Consider the following 22689-nt stretch of genomic DNA (forward strand, 5'->3'; position numbering starts at 1 on the left):
AATTAAGGTTTTGGAGGCAAAACGCATAACATTGGCATAACATGGAGGAGGGGCGGGATAAAACCGGTAATAATTACCTTTGTGCAAATTCAAAATATGAAGCGTAGGTACTTTCTCATTTCCTGTTTCCTGTTTCTTATTTCTTATTCCACTTCAGCCCAGGTAAACAGGCCAAAATTATTGGTGGGCCTGGTAGTGGACCAGATGCGTTGGGATTACCTGTACCGCTACCACGATATGTATGGCGCTGATGGATTCAAACGCCTGCTTAACCAGGGGTTTAGTTGTGAGAACACGATGATACCCTACACGCCTCCCGTAACAGGCGCCGGGCATACCTGTATTTACACGGGCAGTGTGCCGGCCATTCATGGCATTGTTGCCAATGATTGGATCGAAAGGGAGACCGGTAAGCGGATGTATTGTGCATCGGACAGTACGGTGAGGCCGGTTGGCTCTGCCAGTTTATGGGAAGGCCAGATGAGTCCACGCAATATGCTTACCAACAGCATTGCCGATGAACTGAGGCTGGCAACAAATTTCCGCAGCAAGTCAATTGGCATTGCATTAAAAGACAGGGGAGGGATATTCCCCGCGGGGCACAGCGCCAATGCCGCTTATTGGTTTGATGATAGAACAGGACAATGGATCACCAGCACCTATTACATGAATGAGTTGCCTGCCTGGGTACAACGTTACAATGACAGGCGCATACCCGATTCGTTGATGCGGACAGACTGGAATTTACTTTATGACAGATCGAAGTACATACAAAGTACGGGAGACGATATGCCGTACGAGCGTTTGCTGGAGAGTGACAAGAGCCGGACATTCCCGCATAAATACCAATCGGTGATCGGCAGTACGAGGTATGATCCTTTCCGGTCAAGTCCTTATGGAAATATATACACACTCGATTTTGCAAAAGAAATAATCCGCAATGAAAAGATGGGGCAGGGGGGTGAAACGGATATGCTTTCCATAAGCCTTTCATCCACCGATTATATCGGGCACCGCTTTGGCCCCAATTCCCTGGAAGTGGAAGATCTGTACCTGCGGCTGGATAAGAATATCGCCGATTTTTTAAACTACCTGGATAGAACCCTGGGTAAGAATAATTATTTGCTGTTCTTAAGCGCTGATCATGGCGCATCCCAGACAGCCGGATTTTTAAAGGAGAATAAATATCATACGGCCGGCACATTAAGTTCAGATGAAATGGCAAAAAAAATGAATCGTTTTTGCCAGGAAAAATTTGGTGACAGTATGCTCGTGAAAAAGATCTACGACTTCCAGGCTTACCTGGATAAAAAGCGCATCGAATCGCTTGGGCTGAATATGAAAGATGTCAAAAAGACGTTGGTTACCTATTTAAAAAGCCAGAATGAAATATGGAATGCTTTGGATGAGGAAGACCTGGCAACCACCATACTCCCGCCGGTTGTAAAAGAAAAATTAATGAACAGTTATTATTTCCGCCGCAGTGGTGACATACAATATTTTTATAAAGCGCAATACCTCGAAGGGGTAACAGCGGGCACTGAGCATGGGGCATGGTATCCGTACGATTCGCATATCCCACTGGTATGGTTTGGCTGGAATGTTAAACCCGGTAAGCTGAACAGGGAAACCTATATGACAGATATTGCTCCCACGATTGCTGCCATGCTGAAGATACAAATGCCCAGCGGCTGTATTGGTAAGGTGATCACGGAAGTGGTGAAATAGGCTAAGGGATGAAAAGGGGAGATGGAAGTATGCGATCTTTATCCTCTTTTATGCGCTTAGCAGGTTTTGCTTTTAGCAGGATCAATTTAACGAAACAACAATTACTGCTTGATGAACTTCGTCTCTGCAATCCGTTCATTGTTGCTGATGAGAACTACCATGTAACTTCCTCCCGAAAGGTTTGAAACATCCGTTGCAATGATGTTGTTGCCCGAAACGACCGAAGCCGTTAATGATTTGACTTCCCTTCCATCGGCATTATAGATTTTGCAGAGGATGGTTGCATTCTCCGATGTGGTCAACCGTATATTCAGATTATTGTTAACCGGGTTGGGGCTTACGCGGATATCTTTTACAACAGACTGGCTGAAGAGTACCGGTATGATATCCGAATAGTTGAAATTTCCATCCCTGTCAACCTGTTTCAGGCGGTAAAAATTCATTCCTTTGACCGGGGCGGCGTCAAAAAATTCATAGTCGGTAGGAGTAGCGCTGTTTTGATACCTGCTGTAAACCATGCCTGCCTTTTGAAAATCGGTACCGTTAAACGAACGTTCGATGTCGAAATGACCGGCATTCACTTCCTGTGCTGTGGTCCAGTTCAGTTTTATCTTATCATCCTGCTGGATGCCGGTGAACCTGGTTAAGCTGATGGGAACTACCACGCCGTTCCGGTATACCCAGATCGGGGCCGTCCAGATGATATCACCACCAACCTGCGTGATCCTGGCGAAATAATAATAGGGGGTGTTGATGGAAGAGGTATGCGAATAATTCAGGGTGGTACTCCCGGTATTGGAAGCCAGGATCGTTGCATTAACACCGCTTCCGGCAATGCCGTAATAGATCTCGATCTTATTGATATTGTCATTCGGGTCGCCGGGCGCATCGGGGTCAGTAATGGTAACAGCGATATTGGAATTATTGGTGGTCACAAAATCCCTGCCCATATAATTGCCGTTAATGCTGAAATTAACCTGGGCATTCCAGTCGTCGGATGCATAGAACCGCCTTGCCTTAAAGGCCGCCATGATGCTGTCCCTGTTGAGGCTTGTAGCCAGCACAACTGTTCTTGTCATGTTGGTCCTTCCAAACGTGGTATAGTGATTATCATGGTCAATATTGGGACCTATGTGATAACCAACAGCCAGCGCTTTTAAAAATTTAGATTCATAGGATGTAGCCGGTGGATCTGTGTACGTAGTGGTGGTGGAGTTTGCATTGCCGCTGCGTATGGCGATGCCTGAAATTACACTGTCTGTATTTGCATTGTATGCAGCCCCGTCCAACAGGTTTCCGTAATCATTTGTCTGGGTATGGGCCAGTGTACAAAAAGCCGTAGGATAGGTTTTTACAAGGGGCCAGAAACTGGCGAAGTCGCCCTTGGCGCAGTAGATATCATAGTTGTTGGTGGGTCCCCATCCGCCGCTGCCGCTTTCCCAGCCAATCAATTGCGGAACGCCATATACCACCACATGCCCGCCCTGGCTGATGGTGCCCCATTCCATGCCGTACATGGCAACAAAACTGCCGGCGTGGGTGGCGGTATCTGCCTGGTAAAGTCCCATGGGGTAATGCCCCACATGCATACCGGGATTATTGGTGGAACTGAAATGGTTATGCTCGGCAATGCCCAGGAAGTCCATGTGATAACTGGCTTTGGCATAGTTGTAATCATTTCCGGGATTGTAATAGCCGGTGGCAACGCTGTCCTTATTCCCATCTGAATAGGAAGAATGGCTGTGTAAATTGCCAAAGTAAAAATTGTATTGGCAAAATACGGTGATGCTGCTCAGTAATGGTATGATGATAAAAATGCGTCTCATGCCAGTTGACAAAATTAGATTTTTTAATCTAAACGTCAGATACAACGGGAAAAGTGTGACTTTACGTAATTAAAGATCATCATATCAAACCCCGCCCTGTTCTTAAATAAAAAAGGGACCGGAAATTCCCGGTCCCTTGGTTGGGTTACTAGGATTCGAACCTAGACAAACAGAATCAAAATCTGTTGTGCTACCTTTACACCATAACCCAGCTTTAATCGGGTGCAAAAATAAGGTTTCAACCTTTTTCGGCCAAAAGGATTTTGAATGGTACCAAAGTGCCGGCTTGAACCACATAGGCACATAGAAAAAATGGTTTCCTGTAAAGAGTTTGGAAATCATAATCATATAGGGACAAGGGTAAAGAACACCGAACCTGCCTGCAGGCAGGTTCATCATTCCGTTTCTTCTCTTGCTTTCAGTTCCTTGATCTTATCCAGCGCCCCTGCCACCACATCACACATGATGGTATATAATGCGCCGGGTACCTGGTTTGCATAGATATATTCCAGCGCCTCGTTCTCATTGGCAATGGTAAGGGTGGGTACATGGGGGTTCACTTTATCGATGCCTTGTTTCAGTAAACCGATGATCTCATCGGCGGTACGGCCACGCAGGTTCTTATCGCAGCGGATGATGATCTGGTCGAAGTATTGTGCTGAGATCTCACCCAGTTCCATGATGTCTTCATCCCGCCGGTCGCCGGTGCCGCTGATCACACCCACTTTTGTTTTGTATTCCAGTTTGCTTACAAAATCGCAAAGCAGTTTTAATCCATGCGGGTTATGGGCAAAGTCGGCCAGGAACGTGATGTTCCGGAAGTTGAAGAAATTCAGGCGGCCGGGTGTCAATGCTTCCCCGGGCATAAAGGTCTGCAATCCCAGTTTTATATCATCAATGGAAATATCACGGTATAAATAAGTAGCCAGTACGGCCGGTAAACAGTTGGCAATATTATGCACTGCCTTTCCTTCATAGGTAAGCGGGATATCCTTTGCTGCCATCACCCGTATCTTCCAGTTTCCCTTCATGATGGTTACAAAACCGTTCTCATAAACCGTTGCCAGCCCGCCGCCGGCACAGTGTTCTTTTATCCGTGGGTTATTTTCATCCATGCTGAAAAGGGCAATATTGCATGTCAGCCCGTCTTTCATTGCATAAACAAGGTCATCTTCTGCATTTAAAATGGCATAGCCATGCGGAAAGACAGTTTCCGGAACCACCGATTTCACTTTTGCCATTTGCTCCACGGTGTAAATACCGCCCAGGCCAATATGGTCAGCGGCCACATTGGTCACAATACCCACATCGCAGTTCTGAAAAGCCAACCCGCTTTTTAAGATACCACCCCTTGCACATTCCAGTACGGCAAAGTCAACCGTAGGGTCTTTCAGCACAAACGTGGATGAGATGGGCCCCGTACAGTCACCCTTCATCATTAACTGGTTCTGTATATATACGCCGTCGCTGGTAGTATAGCCCACTTTCTTGCCGGCGCTCTTTGCAATATGTGCAGTTAACCTGGTCGTGGTCGTTTTGCCATTCGTTCCGGTTACAGCAATGATCGGGATCCGCCCAACACTTCCTTTGGGGAACAGCATATCGATCACCGGTTCGGCAACATTGCGGGGCAGCCCTTCTGCCGGATCGATGTGCATGCGGAATCCCGGCGCTGCATTCACTTCCAGGATGGCGCCTCCATTTTCACTTACCGGGGTACGCAGGTCCACTGCCATTACATCAATGCCGCATATATCAAGGCCGATGATCTTTGCAATGCGTTCAAACATGAAGATATTGGTCGGGTGCACTTCATCGGTTACATCGGTTGACGTGCCACCGGTTGATAGATTGGCCGTTGGCTTCAGTAAGACCCGTTCTCCTTTTCCAGGGATCGTTTCCAGCGTAATGCCCGCATCATCCAGCATTTTTTGGGTGAACTGGTCCATGGTGATCTGCGTCAGCACTTTTTCATGCCCATAACCCCGGCGTGGGTCCTTATTGGTCTCATCGATCAGCCACTGGATGGTATGTACGCCATCACCCACCACCGAAGCGGGGGTACGCAATGCTGCACAAATGAATTTATTGTTGATCACCAGGCACCTGAAATCATAGCCTGTAATGAACCGCTCCACGATCACATTGCGGCCATATTGTTTGGCTGCTTCCAGTGCTCTGATCGCCTGCTCCCGGTTGGTGATGTTGGTAGTGTTGCCTTTGCCATGGTTGCCGTCGATGGGTTTTATCACCAGGGGATAACCAAATTTCTGTATCGCTTCGTCAAGCCCTGCTTCTGTCCGGATCACCGTTCCCCTCGGGACAGGGATCTCTGCTGCTTCCAGCAGCATTTTTGTTTCTTCCTTGTTGCAGGCAATATCCACTGCAATGTTGGAGGTGGTGGACGCAATGGTGGCCCTGATCCTTTTTTGATTCACGCCATAACCCAGTTGCACCAGGCTCTGTTTATTCAACCGGATGTATGGGATATTCCGTTTTGCGGCTTCATCCACAATGCAGCCGGTGGAAGGGCCGAGCCTTGTATCTTCCCGTATCTCCCTTAATTTCTGAATGTCTTCATCCAGATCATATTCCACGCCGTCCGTCACTGCCTGTGCAATGCGAACGGAGGCCTTGGCGGCATACACACCGGCATCTTCTTCCATGTACGTGAAGCATACATAATACACACCCTCTTTTTCATTGGCTGTTCTTGTTCTTCCAAAACCCACATCCATGCCGGCAAGGGTCTGTATCTCCAGCGCAATGTGTTCGATCACGTGGCCCATCCAGGTACCTTCATCCACCCGCTCAAAGAAACCACCCCGGTGCCCCACGCTGCAGCGGTGTTCGATCATGGTAGGGAACATTTTTTCCAACCGCTGCCTGAAACCATCAATCGAATTGGTGGGCCTTTGTTCCATCTCCTCCAGGTCCAGTTTCATCTGGATCAGTTTGGTCCTCCGCACACTCCAGTAGTTCGGCCCCTTGAGCACTTTGATTTCAACGATCTTCATAATTCAGTTTGTAGGTTTGATGTTTGCCCCTATTCCCTAACGGGGAACCCGGGAGACTAATGTATTATCGCTCTTTTTCTTCAGGTATACAGGATCATTGAAATGAAAATATTTTTATTCGTGATACCCCTTGTCCCTCTTTAGGGGATAGGGGCAAAATGGAAATTACCAAAATCATCTTGCTTTGCAAAAAACAAAATTTGTACATTGTAATTCTAAAATAATTCACATGTCCAACCGCCGTTCTTTCCTCAATAAAGCAGGGTTATTGTCTGCATCTGCGCTCACAGCCGGTTTATTTCAGCCGGCATGGAGCCGTGATCTGCAGTCGGCATTAAAAAATGCAGCGGCGGTACCACCGGCCGGCCTGGCAACCGATGAGGAATTCTGGTATTATGTGCAGCAGTCCTATACCATTGCGCCCAATTTTATCAACCTCAATAATGGGGGCGTGGCCCCTGCTCCTAAAGTAGTGGCCGATGCCATGAAGCGTAACTATGATTTCAGTAATGAAGCGCCCAGTTATTTCATGTGGCGCATCATTGACCAGGGAAGGGAGCCGCTCCGGAAAAGCCTGGCCCAGCTGGCGGGATGCGATAAGGAAGAGATCGCCCTGCACCGGAATGCATCGGAAGCACTGGAAACCGTGATATTCGGGCTCGATCTGAAAGCCGGCGATGAAGTGGTGCTGAGCAAACAGGATTATCCCAACATGATCGGGGCCTGGAAGCAACGGGAGAAAAGAGAAGGCATCAGGCTGGTCTGGATAAATCTGGAACTGCCCAGTGAAGATGAGAATTACCTGGTGAAACAATACACCGATGCATTCACTGCAAAAACAAAACTGGTGCAGGTTACCCACATGATAAACTGGATCGGGCAAAAGATGCCGGTACGGAAAATCGCCGATGCGGCGAAGAAGAACAATATTGACGTGTTGGTGGATGGCGCCCATACATTCGCTCACTTTGAATTTAAGGTGCCGGAACTTAACTGCGATTATTTCGGTACCAGCCTGCACAAGTGGCTGGGTGCGCCCATCGGTACCGGACTGTTGTATGTACGCAAGGAAAAAATAAAGACCATCTGGCCCTTGTTTGGCGCCGGCGAAAAAGAAGAAGCGGATATCCGCAAGTTTGAACACCTGGGCACCCGCCCGTTCTTTATTGAAGAAGCAACGGATAAGGCCATTGATTTTTATGACATGATCGGGGCCAAACGTAAAGAAGAAAGATTGCTTTACCTGAAGAACTACTGGATGGAACGGGTGAAGAATATTCCCAAAGTAAAACTGCATACTTCATTTAAAAAGGAATTCGGATGCGCCATTGGCCTGGTGAGTGTGGAAGGGAAAAAACCTGCAGAGCTTGACAGTTACCTGTGGACTAACTTTAAAATACACAGCGTGGGCATTGAGTGGGAGAATATCAGCGGTGTGCGCATTACCCCCAATGTTTATACCAGTACCAAAAACCTGGACAGGCTTGTAGAGGGAATTGAAAAGTTTGCAAAGGGCATTTGAACCGTTTCAGTCGTTTAAAACGTTTATGACGTTGTGCTTATGCTGATTTGAAACGGGTTAAACGAATGAAACGTTTTTAAACGAATGAGCATAATTAACAGCCCTTGATAAGTAGTTCTCACCTGCCAAACACGAATTCCCGTATTTTTGCGTTAATCATAAAAAGATTAAATGCAATTTGCTAAAGGAAAACTGATAGCGATTGGAGGAGCGGAAGACAAGGGAACAGACCTGGAGAAAGGAGAGATCCATCGCAATAACCTGAACTTTTTTGAACTCGGTATCCTCCGCCGCATTGTGGAAGAAGCCGGCGGCCCTCTCAGCCGTATTGAAGTGATTACTACCGCCAGTACCATACCCTACGAGGTGGGCGACAATTACCTGAATGCTTTTGGAAAGATAGGCTGCACCGATGTGGGTGTGATGCATATCCGTAACCGGGCCGATACCGGTAACCGGGAATACATCGATCGTATAGCTGCCTGCACGGTAGTAATGTTCAGTGGCGGTAACCAGTTGCGCCTCAGCAGCACATTTGGCGGTACTGTTTTTTTTCAGACAATAATGGACCGTTACCTGGATGAGGATGGCTTTGTTATTGCCGGCACTTCGGCAGGCGCCATGGCCATGAGTAATACCATGATCTATGAAGGGAATGCAGCAAGGGCCCATTTAAAGAGCGAAGTGAAGATCACCACCGGCCTGGGATTCATGGATAACGTGATATTTGATTCACATTTTGAAAAGCGGGGAAGGTTTGTTCGGCTGGCACAGGCCGTTGCCAGTAACCCGTCCTGCATAGGCATTGGCCTGGGGGAAGATACCGCCATGCTGGTAACGGGTGGAAATAAAATGGAAGCCATCGGCAGCGGGCTGGTTACGATCATCGACGGGCACGAGATGCTCCACTCCAATATTGCCGATATACCCGATGGCAATCCCATCAGTATCGAAAACCTGAAAGTGCATTTTTGTGAGCATGGAAACGGCTATCTTTTAAAAGAGCGTAAATTTTTAATGGAAGCCGGTACCGGTTCGCTGATAAAGAAACAGGTGGATGTGGAATAGAAACTCCTGAGCATTTATCGGATATCTCTTTATTCAATCCCGTTAGGGGTGATATTTTTGAATATCACTCCCGTGAAGCGCTTAAAACATCCCGATAACTATGGGACAGGCTGACATCCCGTTTAACTTCTGAGTCTTATTATTTTCTTTTACCTTACCGCCATGAACCGGAAAAAATTCATCCAGCAATCGTCTCTTGCATCGGCAGCTTTATTCATGAGCAATTATTCCTTTGCAGAACGGAACAATGATTTTCCCGTGGTAAGAGTGCCGGAAAGCCAGCGGAAATTCAAAAGCCCGGCAATCGAAAAACTGATCGCTGAAATAAAAAAGAACACCGGCAATAAAGAAATTGCCTGGTTGTTTGAGAACTGTTTCCCCAACACCCTGGATACCACCGTTGATTTTGAGATCATCAACGGTAAGCCCGATACCTTCGTCATCACCGGTGATATTGACGCCATGTGGCTGCGGGATTCTTCGGCACAGGTATGGCCTTACCTGCCACTGATGAGAGAAGATAAGAATTTGCAGGAATTGATAAAAGGGGTGATCAACCGCCAGGTAAAATGCATTTTAAAGGATCCCTATGCCAATGCTTTTTATAAAGATGAGAACAAGATCAGCGAATGGAAGGACGACAAGACCGAAATGAAACCCGGCATTCACGAACGCAAGTGGGAGATAGACAGTTTGTGTTACCCGATCCGGCTGAGTTATGGTTACTGGAAAGAAACAGGAGATGCTTCTGTATTTGATAAAGACTGGCAGGAAGCGATGCGGTTGATCGTAAAGACATTTAAAGAACAGCAGCGCTTAGAGAATAATGGCCCTTATAAATTTGAACGTACAACGAGTTGGGCAACCGATGGGGTACCATTGGGAGGTTATGGTTATCCAACAAGCAAAAACGGGCTGATACATGCAATGTTCAGGCCGAGTGATGATGCGACGGTTTTTCCATTCAACATTCCGGGTAATTATTTTGCAATGCTTTCATTGTTGAATTTGATTGAATTACATGAAGACAAGAATTTTACTCATGGTTGAAAAGCTAATAAAAAAAATTGCTGACGGAATTTGGAGCACAATGCTCCTAATTGAACAAAAGGGATTCGGCAAAATATATGCCTATGAGATAAATGGTTTTGGAAGTTTTAATTTGATGGATGACGCAAATGTTCCCTCATTACTTTCAATGGGTTATCTGGATACAAGAAGCCTAAATGACGAAATCTATAGAAATACGCGAAAATTTGTTCTTTCATCCGAGAACCCCTTCTTCTTCAAAGGCAAAGTGGCCGAAGGCATTGGCGGCCCGCATGTGGGTATGGATTATATCTGGCCGATGAGTATCATCATGAGAGCACTGACCAGCAATGATGATAAAGAAATAAAGATGTGCTTGGATATGTTGCAGAAGACCCATGCCGGCACCGGTTTCATGCATGAATCGTTTCATAAGGACGATGCCACAAAATTCACCCGCAAGTGGTTTGCCTGGGCCAACACGCTTTTTGGAGAATTAATATGGAAAATCTATAAAGAAAGAAGACATTTGCTGAATTGATCTTTTATGAAGACGCTGCTTTTTACCTCCATTTTCGCTTTAATTGCCTTGCTTATGCCTTCCAGTCTTAAGAAACGGGTCATCTTTTTCGGGGATTCCATTACCGAAGCGGGGGTACATCCGGGCGGGTATATCCTGCGGATGGATTCGATGATCACAAAGCAGGGCCTTGGCGACCGTTTTGAATTGCTGGGATCGGGGGTTAGCGCCAATAAAGTGTATGATCTTTTTCTGCGTATGGAAGATGATGTGCTGAAAAGGGAACCGTCCATTGTGGTGATCTATATCGGGGTGAATGATGTGTGGCATAAACGTACCGGTGGCACCGGCACCGATGCGGATAAGTTTGAACGGTTTTACGAGGCTATTATAAAAAGACTGTCAGATAAGAACATCAAAGCAGTACTCTGCACGCCGGCAGTGATCGGGGAGAAGACAGACTTCAGCAACGAACAGGACGGCGACCTGAATAAATACAGCAATATCATAAGGGATATTGCTGCCAGAAATAACCTGCCCCTGGTTGACCTCCGCAAAGCCTTCCTGGATTATAACCTGAAGAACAATCCCGGCAATAAAGAGTACGGTATCCTTACCACCGACCGGGTTCACCTGAATGCCCGCGGGAACCAGCTGGTTGCGGAAGAAATGTTAAAAATCATACTGGCCTTATAATTCACTGCTGAACCTTTTATTGTCTTTAAAAAAGATTTATCTTCAACTTCTGCTTACCTGGTCCCCACAGCCTTTACTCACCAACAAAACAAACGCCATGAAGATCATTCAAAAACAAGTGCTGTGGCTGTTATCAGCGATCCTGATCACGGTTTCGGCCTGTACCTCCAAAACAGAAAAAGAAGAAAAGCCGCCGCTGGTAGCGCTGGAAGATTTTTTCAAAAATGCCGATAAGACCGGCTGGCAGATATCTCCCGACGGGGAATACATTTCTTACCGCTCCAATCATCTGGGTCATATGAATGTATTTGTTCGGAGGATATCGGATTCGGTTGGCATCCCGGTAACCTTCGATTCGGTAAGGCCTATTTTTCAATATCAGTGGAAGGGCAACCGCATATTATACCTGCAGGATGTAGGGGGGGATGAGAACTTCCAGTTGTTCTCGGTATCCATTGACGGGAAAGACCAGAAAGCATTGACACCCTTCCCCAAGGTGCGGACAATGATACTGAACGACCTCCGGTATGTACCAGGTAAAGAAAAGGAAGTGATGATACAAATGAATAAGCGGGATACCCGTTATTTTGATCCCTACAGCATCAATATAGAAAGCGGGGAATTGAAGGAACTGTATAAGAATGATAAGAACTTCGAAAGCTGGTATACCGATCACAACGGGGTGATCCGGCTTGCGACCAAAACCGATGGGGTAAACATCACGCTGTATCACCGGGCAACCGAAGCAGATCCGTTCGATTCCCTGCTGACCACCAGTTACAAGGAAGCATTTAACCCGAACCTCTTCACCTTTGATAATAAGAATATTTATGTGGCCAGTAATATCGGCAGGGATAAGACCGCCATTGTTGAGTATGACCTGGCTGCCAAAAAGGAAATAAGGGAAATTTACAGCAACCCGGAGTATGATGTGGACGGGGTGGATTATTCACCCAAACGAAAAGTGCTGCAGTCGGCTTTCTTTACCTCCTGGAAAAATGAGCAGCATTTTATAGACAAGGAGGCAGAAGCAGAGTATACGAAGATGAAGGATAAGTTCAAGGGATATGAAATTGCTATTTACGGAAATAATAATGAAGAGGACAAGTTCATTGTATGGACCGGTAATGATAAACTGCCCTCTAAATTTTATTTCTACGACAGGAAGAGCGGGGAAACAAAATACCTGGCTACCGGAAGGCCGTGGCTGAAGGAAGAAGATATGGCAACCATGAAACCCATTGAATATAAGTCGAGGGACGGGTTGACCATTCATGGTTACCTCACATTGCCGAAGGGTGTTGAAGCAAAAAACCTGCCTGTGATCGTTAATCCGCATGGCGGCCCATGGGCCAGGGATGTGTGGGGCTTTAATAATGAAGTGCAGTTCCTGGCAAACCGGGGCTATGCTGTGTTGCAGATGAACTTCAGGGGTTCTACCGGCTATGGCAAAGCATTCTGGCTGAAGGGTTCCAAAGAATGGGGCAAAAAAATGCAGGATGATATTACCGATGGGGTTAACTGGTTGATCAAAGAGGGCATTGCGGATAAGAAAAGAGTGGCTATTTATGGCGGCAGTTATGGCGGCTATGCAACCCTGGCCGGCGTTGCATTCACTCCCGACCTCTATGCCTGTGCAGTAGATTATGTTGGGGTATCCAATATGTTCACGTTCATGAATACCATACCTCCCTACTGGGAACCCTTTAAAAAACAGATGTATGAACTGGTAGGCGATCCTGTAAAAGACAGTGCCCTGCTTGCAGAAGTATCCCCGGCACTGCATGTTGGGAACATAAAAGCGCCCTTGTTCATTGCCCAGGGTGCCAACGACCCAAGGGTGAACAAAGCCGAAAGCGACCAGGTGGTGGAAGCGCTGAAGAAAAGAGGCGTATCGGTTGAATACATGGTGAAGAATGATGAAGGGCATGGTTTTGCCAATGAGAACAACCGCATCGATTTTTATAAGGCGATGGAAAAATTCTTTGATAAACACCTGAGCGGTAAACCGGCAGAACAGAAGAAACAGTAATGCACAGGTAATAAATAAAAAATGCCCCTCCAAAAGTGGGGCATTTTTTTTATGCAGTAACTCATTTATGCAGTCCTTGCATTGGAACTTTCAACAACCGTGTATCTTAACTTCAGCGTTAGGAACCATTTCTCGATATACGTATAGGAGAACCAGGATACGAATACAGTGGCAGCGATCACAAAGCAGTAAACAAAGCCATATTTCAGTATGGGCGGCATATCCAGGCCTCTGAGGAGCTTTGCTGAGAAGAAAATGATCAGCGGGTGTATCACGTAAATGCCGTAAGATATCTTGCCGAGAAAATCACAGGGTTTGATATCAAGGTTCACCAGCCTGTTCTTTACAGTGATCTGTCCCATGATCAGGGCTACGGTGACCACACTCACAATTTCATGGTCGATGATGGATGCGATGTGAAAGATGTTCAGTACCAGCAGTACAATAACAAGCCATGCAACCGCCTGTGTTGCTTTTGATGTGAATACCCTCAGGAACAACGCATGCTTGTTGAAATACAGAATGGCGCCCAGGCTCCCGATCAGCATGCAGTCAAACCGGATAACATCGAAGCATGCAGCCAGGATGGAACGGGGGTACAGGAAATGGAACCCGACTTTCAGTACAATGAAAACCGAAACGAACCCGATCACAAAATGTACGAGGTTGTTTTTTATTTTCTTCACCACCCACGGCCAGAACAGGTAGTATTGCTCTTCCACGCCCAGTGACCAGTAGTGTCGCAGAAAAGGCAGGGGCGTATCGGTTATATGCGGAATATTGGCTGCAAAGAAAATATAGGTCAGCAACATAGTTCCGTTAAAAGGCATGCTGTAATAAAAGATCACCGCCACGGCCACCGCCAGGTACAGGTAATAGAGGGGCCAGATCCTCAATATCCGCCGGAAGTAAAATTTACGGATACCTATTTCCTGTTTTTGTTTTTCGGCGAGCAGGAGGTAGGTTATCAGGAAGCCGCTTAATGCAAAAAAAATGGTAACGCCAAAACCCGCCATGGCAAAACCTTTTGGAGATCCATCAGACAATGTTCCAAAAATATACGGGTCCAGGTTGAATTCGGCAAAGTCACGGGTAAGGTGGAAAATAACCACCGATATGGCAGCCAATGCCCTTAAGCCGTTCAGTCCCGGGAAAAATATTGGTTTGTTGCTGTGCATTAATCTTGGTAATGGAACAGGATCGTTTTGTCGGTTGATGCGTTAACGCCGGTAAGCCGGGTTAAATTGCTGGCAACCCGTATATTTCTTTCCCCGGGGCAACTTGTTTTTTAGATCGCAATGACCCGGGGTTGATATTATACAATGCTTACCAGGTAATAGTTCTTCTTTCCCCGCTGCACCAGCAGGTATTTGTTGTGAAGCAGCAAGCTGTTTTCAATTCTCATGTCGGCACTTTCCACTTTATGCCGGTTGATGCTCACGCCGCCGCCCTGCACCATCTTTCTTGCTTCTCCTTTACTGGGGAAGATGGAAGACTCAGCCAAAAAAGAAACCACATCAATTCCGGAGGCTATTTTTTCTTTGGGGAAACCGATCTTCATTACACCATCCATTTCTTCCAGGTCTTCTGTGCTGAGGCTTTCTGCCGGTGCATTTTGATTGGCGAATAATTTTTCTGTTGTCTCAATGGCCTTGTTGTATTCATCAACGCCATGTACAAGAATGGTAACTTCCCTGGCCAGGGCCTTTTGCAAAACCCTTCTGGAGGCATCTTTTTTCTGTTCTGTGATCAGTTCATTAATGGCAGCCTGGCCCAGGAACGTGAATATTCTGATCCAGGTTTCTGCATCGGCATCATTGGCATTAAGCCAGAACTGGTAAAACTGGTAAGGCGTTGTTTTATGAGCGTCCAGCCAGATATTACCCTGCTCGGTCTTGCCAAATTTACCCCCATCGGCTTTTTTTATCAGCGGGCAGGTGAATGCAAATGCTTCACCGCCGCATTTGCGGCGGATAAGTTCTGTGCCGGTAACAATATTTCCCCATTGGTCGCTGCCGCCCATCTGCAGTTTACAATTCCTGTTTTGGTACAGCCAGTAAAAATCATAGCCCTGCACCAGTTGGTAAGTGAATTCGGTAAAGCTCATGCCGTTCTCGCCTTCCAGCCTTTTCTTTACGCTGTCTTTTGCCATCATGTAGTTAACGGTTATGTGCTTGCCCACATCCCGGATGAAGTGGAGAAAAGAAATTTCTTTGAACCAATCGTAGTTGTTGGCCATTTCGGCTGCATTGGGTTTGCTTTTGTCAAAGTCCAGGAATTTCTCCAGCTGGGCTTTCACACAGGCCACATTATGATTCAGCACTTCTTCACTCAGTAAATTCCTTTCTTCACTTTTGCCGCTGGGGTCACCAACCATGCCGGTGGCGCCGCCTACCAGGGCAATGGGTTTATGCCCTGCTTTTTGCAAATGAACCAGGAGGATGATGGGTACCAGGCTGCCTATGTGGAGGCTGTCGGCAGTGGGGTCAAAACCTATATATGCCGTGGTCATCTCCTTGTCCAGTTGCTCCTTGGTACCGGGCATAATATCCTGTATCATTCCCCTCCATTGTAATTCGTCAATTAAAGAATGCATGTTCTTTGTAAAATTTTTAAAATCAAACCTTAAAGATCGATCCGCCGTACATCATTTTGGCAAAAATGCTCATAAAAATTGATAAAAAAGCAATCCGGCAGGTCCGGCATTCTTATAAACTGCATAAAGTTTTATAAAGTGCAAACATTTGCCCCGTTTTCCCGTTCTTTTCAAGGCATCTTTTTAAAGGGGAAAGGCCTCTTGTTTTAAGCCAGAACCCCATTTTTTAACAGCCGCCGGATTTTGCAGGATGAGGGTTTGAAATTGGGGGAATAGGCTTAATTTTATATTAATATATGTACACAATTTACCAAGTATAATTACGTTTAATTAAAATCCGCCCTAATAAAATCAAAATTACTAACCCGATGACATTATGAGAATTTACCTGACTATATGCTTATTGGCCCTCCTGGCCATTTCCATCCCCGGTCATTCGCAGTTTCGGAAATATTCAAATGAATTTTTAAATATAGGTGCGGGCGCAAGGGGCCTGGCCATGGGAGGAGCACAGGTGGCTACTGCAAAAGATGCAACCGCCGGGTACTGGAACCCTGCGGGGCTGACCGGCTTGAATGGTATTCCAAATATCGGCCTGATGCATGCCGATTATTTTGGCGGCATTGCCAAGTACGATTATTTATCGGGAGCCATGCCCATACAGGACAATAAACGGGCCTTGGGAATTTCCATTTTACGTTTTGCAGTGGATGATATCCCCAATACATTGTTTTTGGTGGAACCCGATGGCAGCATCAATTATAACAACATCCAGACCTTTTCATCTGCTGATTATGCGTTCCTCATTTCGTTTGCTCAAAAGCTGAAAGAAACGGAAAACAGGAACATAAGTTTTGGACTCAATGCCAAGGTCATTTACCGCAAGGTGGGCAAATTTGCCACCGCCTGGGGGTTTGGGCTGGATGCAGGTTTACAGATACGCAGCGGGAGATGGCATGGGGGCCTGGTAGCCCGTGATCTGACCACCACATTCAATGCATGGTCGTTTAAGTTCACAGAAAAAGAAAAGGAAGTACTTTACCTCACCAGGAATGATATCCCGGTCAAGTCAACTGAACTGACAGCACCCCGGCTGATCATCGGGGGCGGTTATGACTTCCGGCTGGGCAGGTCGGTAAGCCTGATGGCAGAAATAAATGCAGATGTGACCTTTGACGGGAAAAGGAATACAGTACTTAGCGGGAATACGGTAAGTGTTGATCCGCATGTTGGCCTGGAAGCAAACATAAAAGATGTTTTTTTTGTAAGGGCCGGGATCACAAATTTTCAACGGGCGCTTAAAGACGGAGATACCACCAACCAGAAGAAAGTATGGATATACCAACCCAGTGCCGGTGCCGGATTTAAAATAAAGAATGTGATGATCGATTATGCATTTACCAACCTGGCCAACCAGTCAAACCCATTATACACTCATATATTTTCTATCCGCCTGAATATCCCTGGAAAAAGAGAAACGGTAGAATAAACATAATTTGAAATCAGTATGAAAAAGATTCTGTTGACCCCCCTTATTGTATTGCTGGTAGCCACCGGTTATTCGCAATTGAACAATAGCTGGATCGATTATAGCAAGACCTATTACAGGTTCAAACTTGCCAAGGATACCCTCACCCGTATCCCGCAGCCGGTATTGGCTGCCGCAGGATTGGGAAATGTTCCGGCAGAAAATTTCCAGCTTTGGAGAAACGGGCAACAGGTACGCATATTCACTTCTGTTCCCACGGGCATATTGGGTTCAGGCGACTACCTGGAGTTCTGGGGCGAAATGAATGACGGAAAACCAGACCGGGCCCTTTACCGCAACCCGGATTACCAGCTTTCTGAAAGACACAGCCTGGAAACAGATACGGTCAGTTATTTCCTTACAGTGAATGCTGCCGGTAGCAATCTCCGATATGTTTCCGCTCTCAACAACACGGCTGGTAATGTATTGCCTGCTGATCCATACTTTATGCGCAGGATCGAAGTGAATTACCGCAACCAGATCAATAAGGGGTATGCAGCCGTTATTGGTGAGTATGTTTTTTCTTCGGCCTATGATATCGGCGAGGGATGGACAAGCAATGATATATATCCCTGCTGCGGGCTGTCAAATGTTCTGCTGGATGTAAACAGGTATTCCGGAGGGCCCGCCAATAGTGTAATGGTTACCACCGCCGTGGCCGGAAATGCCCTGTATACCAGGGACCTGGTGGTCAAGATCAACAACAGCACGATCCTGCAGACCCCCATGCCTTATTTCAATTACCGGAAGGACACCATAAGGAACCTGCCATTATCTATATTGACAAGCCCTTCATTCATCGGGGTAAGTATCAATGGCAATTCCTCCAATCCAAACGACCGTGTAGTGGTAAGTGCGTTCTCGGTAACCTACCCGTCTACGTTTAATTTTAACAACCAGAAGAATTTTTATTTTGAATTAAAGAACAGTGATGTCGGCAATTTCCTGGTAATTACAAATTTCAATACCAATGGGACCGCACCGCTGCTGTACGATTACAACAATGGACGGAGATACCTGGGAGATATCAGTACCCCGGGACAGGTACGTTTTGCATTGCCGGTCTCAACAGATACGGTAAGAAAGTTCAACCTGGTAAGCCAGGATGTTTCGAATATCAATATGGTTACTTCGCTTACCGGTAAAACATTCACCAATTTTGCAAACAGCTCTCTCCAGGGCGATTACCTCATTATAAGCAATGCGGCACTTTATAATAATGGTACCGGCGTCAACTATGTTGATCTGTACCGGCAATACAGGGCTTCGTTTGCGGGAGGGGGATTCAATGTCAAGATCTATGACATCGATGAACTGAATGACCAGTTCGGGTTGGGCATTAAGAAGAACCCGGCCTCTATTAATCATTTTATCCGCTATGCGAGCCAGCAGTTCAGCGTTACACCTAAGTATGTATTCATTATCGGCCGTGGATTAAGTTATATAGATTATGTGGCCAACCAGGCCAACCCGATGACCGAGCGTATAGACCTGGTGCAGACATTCGGATGGCCTGCATCAGATATCCTGTTATCCTGTTTGCCCGGTACCAATGTTCCCCTGGTACCGATCGGCAGGCTGGGGGCCATCAACGGAAATGAAGTTGGCATCTACCTCGATAAAATGAAGCAGTATGAACAGGCTCAGCAATCCACCAATCAGACCATTGCAGACAAAGGATGGATGAAGAACATATTGCATACTATTGGCGGGAAAGACAGTACAGAAAATGCGGATTTCCTGGTTTACATGAACGGGTATAAAAACATTGCGCAGGATACCTTGTTCGGCGCCCATGTGGAAACATTTTCCAAAACCTCTGTTGTTACCATTGAGCAGCAGCAGAGCCTGCGCATCAGTGAACTTTTCCAGGAGGGGCTGAGCTATGTTAAATATTTCGGCCACTCTTCTGCAAACGAACTGGCCATTAACCTGAACTACCCCGAGAACTATCAGAACTATGGCAAATATCCTTTTATGCATGTGAGCGGTTGTACCGTTGGAAACTTTTTTACCTACAATCCCATACGTGTAAACGGGTATGGTGGTATGTCGCTTTCCGAAAAGTATATCTTCCTGGACCAACGGGGCAGTATCGGCTTTTTAGGAAGTACACACTTTGGCATTGCGCCGTTCCTTAATTATTACAATACGAGTTTCTATGATAATTTCTGCAAGTCCATGTATGGCAATACGGTGGGTAACCAGATAAAGAGCACCCTCCAGACATTGGGAGGCAACCCCGGCAGCCTGGACTTTTATACCCGGATACACCTGGAAGAAATAAACCTGCATGGCGACCCTGCCCTGCGTATAAATTATTTTGCCAAACCTGATTATGTAATAGAAGATCAACTGGTGAAATTCACACCCAATATCATTACGGTTGCAGCCGGTACTTTTAAAGTAGATGTGAAATTCATGAACATAGGGAAGGCGATCAGGGACTCCATGCGGGTATCCATAAAACAAAAATTACCCAATGACAGCATCCGGGTTTTATACAACCAGTTGATACCTGCCACCCTTTATATGGATTCGGTGAGCCTTATTGTGCCAATCAATCCCATAACGGATAAGGGGCTTAATAAACTGATCGTAACGCTCGATGTGGACAGCCGCATCATCGAACTGTCTGAAATGAACAATACGCTGACAAAGGATTTTTACATTTTTGAAGATGAGCTTCGTCCTATTTCTCCCTACAACTATTCCATCGTTAACCAGCAGAACATATCGTAATATGCAAGTACTGCCAACCCACTGAGTGGCCAACGGCAGTATGTGATGGAGATAGATACCACCGAACTGTTCAACTCTGTATTCAAGAAAGTTTACAATGTGACCGGTACGGGTGGTGTTATCCAGTTCACGCCGTCAAATATTACGTTTACCGACAGTACCGTCTATTACTGGAGAACAACAACCGTTCCTTCATCGGGCAATAATTATATCTGGAATAATTTCTCTTTCATTTACCTGGCAAACAGTCCGGCAGGATTCAACCAGTCGCATTATTACCAGTTCCAGAAAAATGCATACAGCAATATTCAACTGGATAACAACCGGACATTCAGCTTTAGTACAAGGCCCATTGAATTTAATGTACGAACGGGTGTATATCCTTTTGCAAACCAGACCAATGATTATTCGCTCCGGAATGATGGCCTGATCGAGCAGGCGGGCTTTTATGGTCCGGGGCTTGCACCCAATACCGAAGTGTTGCGGTTTTATGTAATTGATACGGTTACCCAAAAAGCCTGGGTAAATATTGATAACGGAACCTCGGGCCTGTATGGAAGTGTGCGGCCAATCCCGATCAACGGTACCGTGTTGCCGGGATTCTTCCAGTTCAAACTGACCACCCCGGCAGAAAGAAAGAACATCATGGACTTCCTGGAACTGATCGTTCAGAATGGTAATTATGTGGTTGTAACAAACAGCCCTGCGGCCCCATTCAGTTACTACCCGGCTGATTGGCGTGCGGATACTTCCATTTACGGTTCCGGCCGGTCATTATACCATACATTGAAAAGTGCCGGTTTCAGCTATATTGATTCCATAAAGACACATATACCATTTGTGTTTGTTTACAAAAAAGCCACCCCCGGTGCGGTAAATCAAACCATTGCATTGCAGAACAGCGATAAACTGGACGTGATCTTCTATACCGTGGGCAATTATCTTACGGGTAATATTACATCAGACAGGCTTGGCCCGGCCAGAGGTGGAAAGATCTTCACTGGCGCGGGTTTGCGCTTGAAACCCCAACAACCGACTCGGTAGCGATACAGGTATATGGGATAACTTCATCCGGTACTTCCGACCTGCTTGCTACGGTAAGGCCAGCAACAGATACTTCCCTCAGCTGGATAAATGCCAGTACCTATCCATACCTGAAATTAAAAATGCTGAATACCGATTCTGTAAAAGCCACTCCTTACCAACTCAGGTACTGGAGGGTGAATGCAGATTACATACCCGAAGGCGCCGTAGCTCCGAACATACTGTTTGTGATAAAAGATACCTGTGAGCAGGGAGAGCAGGTTGATTTCAAACTGGCATTTAAGAACATCAGCCAGACAGCATTCTCCGACAGCATGCGTATAAATTTTGTCATTACCGACCAGGGTAATGTTCCGCACCCCATTACATTGCCAAAAGGCAAAGTACTGGTATCGGGAGATACACTGGTGGTAAGTTACCGGATCGACACCAAAAATTACCCGGGCAACAATACCCTGTTCGTTGAAATAAACCCCAACAATGCACAGCCGGAACAATATCATTTCAATAACATCCTGTTCAAGGAACTGTTTGTAAAACCGGATAATTACAATCCATTGCTGGATATAACATTTGATGGAGTGCATATCCTGAATAAGGACATTGTTTCGGCCAAGCCCCATATCCTGGTAAACCTAAAGGATGAAAGCCGTTTTATGGCCTTAAGTGATACGGCCTATATCAAAGTGCAGGTCCGCTTCCCGGATGGTTCATTGCGTACCTATCACTTCGGCGACTCGATGCGCTTTACGCCTGCCAATCTTTCAACAGGAAACAACACGGCAACCATTGACTTCCTCCCTTATTTCCCGGAAGAAGGAGAATATGAACTGATCGTTTCCGGAAGGGATGTGGTTGGCAACACCGCAGGTGCCATTGATTACCATGTAACATTTACGGTGATCTCAAAAGCCATGATCAGTAACCTGCTCAATTACCCCAATCCGTTCAGTACTTCAACCGCATTCGTATTTACCATTACCGGAAGCGAAGTACCGCAGAATATGCGGATACAGATACTTACCATTACGGGAAAAGTAGTGCGGGAAATAACCATTGATGAACTGGGCCCGCTGCATGTGGGAAGGAACATCACCGAATTCAAATGGGATGGTACGGATATGTACGGCGCCAAACTGGCAAACGGGGTTTACCTGTACAGGGTACTTACAAACCTGAATGGCAAATCGCTGGATAAGTACAGGGCCGAAGGCGATAAGACCGATAAATTCTTTACCAAGGGATATGGCAAAATGGTCATACTCCGGTAAAATATGATCCTAAGCAAGAGAGGCTGCTTTAACAGGCAGCCTTTTTTATTTGTTACCTTTGACAAAAAAT

13 protein-coding genes, 1 tRNA gene and 1 pseudogene are annotated in these 22689 nt (G+C 46.2%); 10 read left to right on the plus strand and 5 right to left on the minus strand.

Features of this window, described 5'->3' with window-relative positions; all coding sequences use genetic code 11:
- The first annotated feature begins 96 nt into the window (after positions 1-96).
- Positions 97-1728, plus strand: coding sequence for an alkaline phosphatase family protein (locus IPJ02_13980; GenBank protein MBK7376618.1), 1632 nt, complete (start codon positions 97-99; stop codon positions 1726-1728).
- Positions 1729-1829: 101 nt separating this feature from the next.
- Here the strand turns inward: IPJ02_13980 and IPJ02_13985 are convergent, their stop codons facing one another.
- From IPJ02_13985 to cphA, 3 genes are all read right to left on the minus strand, one after another.
- Positions 1830-3554, minus strand: coding sequence for a T9SS type A sorting domain-containing protein (locus IPJ02_13985; protein MBK7376619.1), 1725 nt, complete (start codon positions 3552-3554; stop codon positions 1830-1832).
- A gap of 137 nt (positions 3555-3691) precedes the next feature.
- Positions 3692-3765, minus strand: a tRNA-Gln gene (locus IPJ02_13990).
- Between the two features lie 184 nt (positions 3766-3949).
- Entirely contained in the window at positions 3950-6571 is a 2622-nt protein-coding gene (cphA, locus tag IPJ02_13995) for a cyanophycin synthetase (protein MBK7376620.1), read from the minus strand.
- A gap of 229 nt (positions 6572-6800) precedes the next feature.
- Between cphA and IPJ02_14000 the strand changes: the two genes are divergently transcribed.
- The 5 genes and pseudogenes from IPJ02_14000 (at position 6801) to IPJ02_14020 (ending at position 13438) form a co-directional block, all read left to right on the plus strand.
- Positions 6801-8093 carry an aminotransferase class V-fold PLP-dependent enzyme gene (locus IPJ02_14000; GenBank protein ID MBK7376621.1) on the plus strand — a complete coding sequence of 431 codons (1293 nt, stop codon included), beginning with the start codon at positions 6801-6803 and terminating at the stop codon, positions 8091-8093.
- A 171-nt stretch (positions 8094-8264) separates the two neighbouring features.
- Entirely contained in the window at positions 8265-9161 is an 897-nt protein-coding gene (locus IPJ02_14005; GenBank protein ID MBK7376622.1) for a cyanophycinase, read from the plus strand.
- 162 nt (positions 9162-9323) lie between these two features.
- Positions 9324-10731 (plus strand): annotated as a pseudogene (locus tag IPJ02_14010) (glycoside hydrolase family 125 protein).
- 6 nt (positions 10732-10737) lie between these two features.
- Positions 10738-11406 (plus strand): G-D-S-L family lipolytic protein, encoded by a 669-nt coding sequence (locus IPJ02_14015; GenBank protein ID MBK7376623.1) that lies wholly within the window; start codon positions 10738-10740, stop codon positions 11404-11406.
- A 97-nt stretch (positions 11407-11503) separates the two neighbouring features.
- Positions 11504-13438, plus strand: a complete 1935-nt coding sequence (locus tag IPJ02_14020; GenBank protein ID MBK7376624.1) for a S9 family peptidase — start codon at positions 11504-11506, stop codon at positions 13436-13438.
- A 65-nt stretch (positions 13439-13503) separates the two neighbouring features.
- Here the strand turns inward: IPJ02_14020 and IPJ02_14025 are convergent, their stop codons facing one another.
- Together IPJ02_14025 and IPJ02_14030 are read right to left on the minus strand one after the other, a co-directional pair.
- Entirely contained in the window at positions 13504-14616 is a 1113-nt protein-coding gene (locus IPJ02_14025) for an acyltransferase (protein MBK7376625.1), read from the minus strand.
- Between the two features lie 137 nt (positions 14617-14753).
- Positions 14754-16034: a tyrosine--tRNA ligase gene (locus IPJ02_14030; GenBank protein ID MBK7376626.1), complete on the minus strand. Its 1281-nt coding sequence runs from the start codon at positions 16032-16034 to the stop codon at positions 14754-14756.
- A 376-nt stretch (positions 16035-16410) separates the two neighbouring features.
- On the opposite strand from IPJ02_14030, the gene IPJ02_14035 reads away from it, so the two are divergent.
- The 4 genes from IPJ02_14035 (at position 16411) to IPJ02_14050 (ending at position 22619) form a co-directional block, all read left to right on the plus strand.
- Positions 16411-17523, plus strand: coding sequence for a PorV/PorQ family protein (locus tag IPJ02_14035; protein MBK7376627.1), 1113 nt, complete (start codon positions 16411-16413; stop codon positions 17521-17523).
- An 18-nt stretch (positions 17524-17541) separates the two neighbouring features.
- Positions 17542-20304 carry a hypothetical protein gene (locus IPJ02_14040; protein MBK7376628.1) on the plus strand — a complete coding sequence of 921 codons (2763 nt, stop codon included), beginning with the start codon at positions 17542-17544 and terminating at the stop codon, positions 20302-20304.
- Between the two features lie 42 nt (positions 20305-20346).
- Positions 20347-21348 carry a hypothetical protein gene (locus IPJ02_14045; GenBank protein MBK7376629.1) on the plus strand — a complete coding sequence of 334 codons (1002 nt, stop codon included), beginning with the start codon at positions 20347-20349 and terminating at the stop codon, positions 21346-21348.
- Positions 21349-21470: 122 nt separating this feature from the next.
- A complete protein-coding gene (locus IPJ02_14050) occupies positions 21471-22619 on the plus strand; it encodes a hypothetical protein (GenBank protein ID MBK7376630.1) in 1149 nt (382 codons plus the stop codon).
- The last annotated feature ends 70 nt before the right edge of the window (positions 22620-22689 follow it).

It is taken from the genome of Chitinophagaceae bacterium, assembly GCA_016710165.1.
Lineage (GTDB): Bacteria > Bacteroidota > Bacteroidia > Chitinophagales > Chitinophagaceae > Ferruginibacter.

Coding starts and splice junctions, on each gene's coding strand:
- IPJ02_13980 (MBK7376618.1), top strand. CDS start 97: ATGAAGCGTAGGTACTTTCTCATTTCCTGTTTCCTGTTTCTTATTTCT.
- IPJ02_13985 (MBK7376619.1), bottom strand. CDS start 3,554: ATGAGACGCATTTTTATCATCATACCATTACTGAGCAGCATCACCGTA.
- cphA (MBK7376620.1), bottom strand. CDS start 6,571: ATGAAGATCGTTGAAATCAAAGTGCTCAAGGGGCCGAACTACTGGAGT.
- IPJ02_14000 (MBK7376621.1), top strand. CDS start 6,801: ATGTCCAACCGCCGTTCTTTCCTCAATAAAGCAGGGTTATTGTCTGCA.
- IPJ02_14005 (MBK7376622.1), top strand. CDS start 8,265: ATGCAATTTGCTAAAGGAAAACTGATAGCGATTGGAGGAGCGGAAGAC.
- IPJ02_14015 (MBK7376623.1), top strand. CDS start 10,738: ATGAAGACGCTGCTTTTTACCTCCATTTTCGCTTTAATTGCCTTGCTT.
- IPJ02_14020 (MBK7376624.1), top strand. CDS start 11,504: ATGAAGATCATTCAAAAACAAGTGCTGTGGCTGTTATCAGCGATCCTG.
- IPJ02_14025 (MBK7376625.1), bottom strand. CDS start 14,616: ATGCACAGCAACAAACCAATATTTTTCCCGGGACTGAACGGCTTAAGG.
- IPJ02_14030 (MBK7376626.1), bottom strand. CDS start 16,034: ATGCATTCTTTAATTGACGAATTACAATGGAGGGGAATGATACAGGAT.
- IPJ02_14035 (MBK7376627.1), top strand. CDS start 16,411: ATGAGAATTTACCTGACTATATGCTTATTGGCCCTCCTGGCCATTTCC.
- IPJ02_14040 (MBK7376628.1), top strand. CDS start 17,542: ATGAAAAAGATTCTGTTGACCCCCCTTATTGTATTGCTGGTAGCCACC.
- IPJ02_14050 (MBK7376630.1), top strand. CDS start 21,471: ATGCTGAATACCGATTCTGTAAAAGCCACTCCTTACCAACTCAGGTAC.